The organism is Nostoc sp. NMS2 (assembly GCF_017115105.1).
Lineage (GTDB): Bacteria > Cyanobacteriota > Cyanobacteriia > Cyanobacteriales > Nostocaceae > Nostoc.
Genome location: NZ_JABXKH010000101.1, coordinates 1 through 2,752 on the forward strand (window position 1 = coordinate 1; position 2,752 = coordinate 2,752).

The window sequence follows — 2,752 nt, forward strand, 5'->3', positions numbered from 1 at the left end:
GTCTCTTCCTTGTCTCCCCCCTCTTCCTTGTCTCCCTTGTCTCTTCTTCATGCCCAATCCCCAATGCCCCATTCCCGATTCCCTTTTAACCATATAGGATCAGAACAGTCAGAATCCATATTTTAAATCATTCACGGAGAGAACACTTTATGAATCTGGTTGTACTCCAGAACTGGCTGGACAATGCCTCCTTTGCCATATTATTCCTAACAATGCTGGTGTATTGGGGAGGAGCGGCTTTTCCGAATCTGCCTTATCTAGCCGCTTTGGGGACAGCTGGGATGGCGATCGCTAATTTGTGCATGGCAACTCTACTAGGGGCAAGATGGATAGAAGCTGGTTACTTTCCCCTAAGTAATCTCTATGAATCTCTATTTTTCTTAACTTGGGGAATTACCACTGTCCATCTAATTGCTGAAAGTAGTAGTCGTAGCCGCTTAGTAGGAGTTGTTACAGCACCGGTGGCAATGTTGATCGCTGCTTTTGCTACCTTGACACTACCATCCCAAATGCAACTGTCGGAACCCTTAGTACCTGCTTTGAAGTCAAATTGGCTGATGATGCATGTCAGCGTCATGATGTTGAGTTATTCTGCTTTGATGGTGGGTGCGTTATTAGCGATCGCTTTTCTGATTGTCACTCGCGGTCAAAACATCCAACTACAAGGCAGTTCTGTCGGTACTGGTGGCTATCGCAGCAATGGCTACCGCTTACACAAAGCAGCCGAACTAATTTCTCAACCATCAGCCTCTTCTGCCGAAAATAACGGCTTTGCTCGTTTTGAAACTAGTAGCAACGGCAACGGTAATGGTAATACTGCTGTCATGGGTTTAGTCACAACAACCCCAATCCAAAATCCAAAATCCGAAATCCAAAATTCTGAACCTCTTTCACCCCAGCGCCTTAGCCTTGCCGAAACCCTCGACAACATCAGCTATCGCATCATCGGACTTGGATTTCCCTTATTGACAATCGGCATTATTGCTGGTGGCGTTTGGGCTAACGAAGCTTGGGGTTCTTACTGGAGTTGGGACCCCAAAGAAACTTGGGCATTAATCACCTGGTTAGTGTTCGCCGCCTACCTCCACGCCCGAATCACTCGCGGTTGGCAAGGCCGTAGTCCCGCCATTTTAGCCGCCACAGGCTTTGTTGTTGTTTGGGTTTGCTATCTCGGTGTGAATCTTTTGGGTAAAGGTTTGCATTCTTACGGGTGGTTTTTCTAAGAACCTGACTCATAACTCAGGACTTAGTAAAATCTTGGGTAAAACTATGATGAGTTAAAGGTTTAAGTTGAAATACAGAGGGGTGAAGAGTTTTTCTTTACCCCTTTGCGTCAGGCGAAAATGATTACTGAATTTTTATTTAACTCATCCCACCGCTACAAAAACCTCACTTTGCTCGTTTTCATTAAAAGCCGTAGGGAAATCGAAGTCATTAGTAGTAATGACTAATGACTAATGACTAAATTATCATTTTATTTCGGATGAACTGTTATATCTCTGGAAAATATAGATTTATTGACAGGAGATTTTTATGGAAGATGGATTCGAGAGACTAAACCATGATGAAGTTGTGTCTATAGAACCAGACACTTTTAATAAGTTAAATATTGCTAAAACCTTTAAAGTCCGTGATTTGATTACAGCAATTAAGGAATATGTTGGAGCAGAAGAAACAGATGAAGTAAATTTGTATACCCAAGGATTAAATTGTGAAGTTTTACAATTTAGTACTTTGGGATGGAAAAAAGGAAAAGTTAGACTTGCTTTAGAATTTTGTCCTGATGAATCTGAGTCACCACTTGATGAAATTTTTCAGAAACTCAAACAAGTGGAAAACTAATACTCAATGAGCAAAAGATCCCCAACTTCTTTAAGAAGTCGGGGATCTGAGCTTCTTGATGTTTACAAATAAAATAGGATGTGCTGAATTGCTATCAAAATTAATTAATAAAATTAAAGATGCACTAATAACTGAGGAAGAGTAAACCCATCATGCTAAAGTACGATCCATTAGCTTGTTTGCCCTCATCCGAGGAACTGCCAGACTCTGACGATACCCCAGTAGATAATGAATTACAAGATTTAATTCCCGGTTTACTCAAAGCAATACTCGCAATGGCTTGGCCAGAACGCATGGATTGGTTTTTTGGTGTAGATATGGGTATTTATTATGACCCAGACTTACCAGCAATAGTCCCAGATGGGTTTTTGAGTCTGGGCGTAGAGCGATTTTATGATGAAAACCTCCGCCCTAGTTATGTGCTTTGGGAAGAGAAGAAATTACCGATATTAGTGTTGGAGGTAGTATCTAAAACATACCGTGGTGAGTACTCGACCAAAAAAGCAGAATATGCAAGATTGGGAATTTTGTATTATGTAGTTTACAACCCATTTCGTCGCCGTAAGCCACGTTTAGAAGTTTACAAATTAGTTAACAATACTTATGAATTACATGATGATAATCCAGTTTTGTTGCCAGAAATAGGTTTAGGAATTGGCATCGAACGAGGAACTTATCTAGGTATACCACGGGAATGGATGTATTGGTATAACCAACAAGGACAACGGTTGTTAACATCAGAAGAAAAGGAAAAACTTGCTGAACAAAAAGCTCAAAAAGCAGAACAAAAAGCTCAAAAAGCACAGCAAGAAACCCAATTATTACCAGGGTTAGCGCGTCTCAAACCCTATTGACAGAGGGATTATGGCAGAGGGTCTGAGTTTGGGAGAGCCGCAGCCAAAACAGAAAC

General features: G+C 41.2%; 3 protein-coding genes. All 3 read left to right on the forward strand.

Translation table 11 applies throughout. From position 1 onward, the window contains the following. Positions 1–149 precede the first annotated feature (149 nt). The 3 genes from ccsB to HWQ36_RS18390 all read left to right on the forward strand — a co-directional run bounded on the left by ccsB (position 150) and on the right by HWQ36_RS18390 (position 2,696). On the forward strand, positions 150–1,223 hold the full coding sequence (gene ccsB / locus HWQ36_RS18380; protein ID WP_292705125.1) for a c-type cytochrome biogenesis protein CcsB: 1,074 nt from the start codon (positions 150–152) through the stop codon (positions 1,221–1,223). A gap of 310 nt (positions 1,224–1,533) precedes the next feature. Next, a complete protein-coding gene (locus tag HWQ36_RS18385) occupies positions 1,534–1,842 on the forward strand; it encodes a KGK domain-containing protein (protein WP_094350095.1) in 309 nt (102 codons plus the stop codon). A 152-nt stretch (positions 1,843–1,994) separates the two neighbouring features. Then, a complete protein-coding gene (locus HWQ36_RS18390) occupies positions 1,995–2,696 on the forward strand; it encodes a Uma2 family endonuclease (protein ID WP_292705126.1) in 702 nt (233 codons plus the stop codon). The last annotated feature ends 56 nt before the right edge of the window (positions 2,697–2,752 follow it).

Coding starts and splice junctions, on each gene's coding strand:
- ccsB (WP_292705125.1), top strand. CDS start 150: ATGAATCTGGTTGTACTCCAGAACTGGCTGGACAATGCCTCCTTTGCC.
- HWQ36_RS18385 (WP_094350095.1), top strand. CDS start 1,534: ATGGAAGATGGATTCGAGAGACTAAACCATGATGAAGTTGTGTCTATA.
- HWQ36_RS18390 (WP_292705126.1), top strand. CDS start 1,995: ATGCTAAAGTACGATCCATTAGCTTGTTTGCCCTCATCCGAGGAACTG.